Source organism: Youngiibacter fragilis 232.1, assembly GCF_000495435.3.
In the GTDB taxonomy this organism is placed as follows: Bacteria; Bacillota; Clostridia; order Clostridiales; family Clostridiaceae; genus Youngiibacter; species Youngiibacter fragilis.
Genome location: NZ_AXUN02000236.1, coordinates 1 through 1,471, shown reverse-complemented (window position 1 = coordinate 1,471; position 1,471 = coordinate 1). Strand labels below are relative to the sequence as shown.

Here is a 1,471-nt window from a genome sequence, read left to right as displayed (position 1 = left end):
AACTTACGTTGATGGTCTATTTTTGTGGATTAAGCCGGTTTTCAAACAAGATTTCAATCTGACTTTCGATTTTATCCCAATTCCGAATACGCTGAGTCCATTTGGCCATAGCATCCATTGTTGCAAGGTAGAGAATTTTGATGACAGCAGTGTCCGTAGGGAAAACCGTCTTTGTCTTGGTCACTTTCCTTAGCTGCCTGTGGTATCCTTCAATTGCATTTGTAGTGTAAATCAGCGTTCTGAGTTCAGTTGGATACTCAAAGAAAGCTGACAGCTCAGGCCAGTTAATTCGCCAAGACTTTACACAGGCTGGATATTTGTTTTTCCATTTCTCTTCAAATTTGTCCAGGTTGACTGACGCCGCCTTCTCCGTAGGAGCCTTATAGACGAGCTTGAGATCAGCCATGAGCGCTTTAATGTCCTTATAGCTCACATATCGGGTGGACGATCGGATTTGATGGATTATGCAGCGTTGTATCTTCGTCTTTCCAAAGACAGCATTAATCGCTTCCTTGAAGCCCGTGAGGCCGTCTATACAGGCAATCAGTATATCCTGGACTCCTCGGTTCTTCAGCTCGTTTAAAACTGAAAGCCAGAATTTAGAGGATTCGTTCTCTCCAATCCACATGCCAAGAACATCCTTTGTGCCATCCATTGTGTAACCCAATATGTTATATACGGCTTTTTTTACTATGACCCCATCCTGTCTCACATGGTAGTGGATAGCATCCATGAAAACTACAGGATAGACCGATTCTAATGGTCTGGTTTGCCACTCATTGATCATGGGTATTATTTTGTCTGTTATCGTAGATATCTGGCTTGCTGATATACTGAATCCGTAAATGTCTTGAATATGATCCTCTATGTCTCTTGTTGTCATACCCTTGGCGTACATCGAGATAATCTTCTCTTCGATATCTGAGATATCAGTTTTGTACTTTCCAACAACCTTAGGATCAAACTCACCTTTTCTGTCACGTGGTATATTGACCTCAATTGGGCCACCTGTTGATTTCACAGTTTTCTTGCTAAATCCGTTTCTGGTATTCTCAGGGTGATTTGTATTTACTCCTTTTGGGTATCCCAAATGGTCATCCATTTCAGCTTCCAGCATTGATTCTATCGTACCACCCAACATTTCCTTTAAACCATCGTAGACATCACCGGCAGTAGCAGGCTCATAGATTTCCAGAAACTGTTTAGCTAGTTCCATCAGCCTTGGGTCCCTTTTAATTTTTGCCATGTTTAAAACCTCCGATTTAAGATTATTATAATCTTAAGTCAGAGGTCCAAACACAAAATTTTCTACACTCTCGTCAGTCCTTCTACCATGCTCGTGGATTCCTTTATGTCGTCCCTCACTTCGTCGACGCTCATCCTGGCAACCCCTATGAAGAGGAGGTCGACTATTGTCAGCTGCGCGATCCTTGAGACTATGGCTCCTGTCCTGTAGTTCTTTTACTCGGAT

1 protein-coding gene is annotated in these 1,471 nt (G+C 42.4%); it reads right to left on the bottom strand.

What is annotated here, in order from left to right; genetic code table 11:
- Positions 1–16 precede the first annotated feature (16 nt).
- Positions 17–1,246, bottom strand: a complete 1,230-nt coding sequence (locus T472_RS18930; protein WP_023863791.1) for an IS256 family transposase — start codon at positions 1,244–1,246, stop codon at positions 17–19.
- Between the last annotated feature and the right edge of the window lie 225 nt (positions 1,247–1,471).

Bases quoted from the DNA above. Each gene is read 5' to 3' on its own strand.
- T472_RS18930 (WP_023863791.1), bottom strand. From the start codon at position 1,246: ATGGCAAAAATTAAAAGGGACCCAAGGCTGATGGAACTAGCTAAACAG.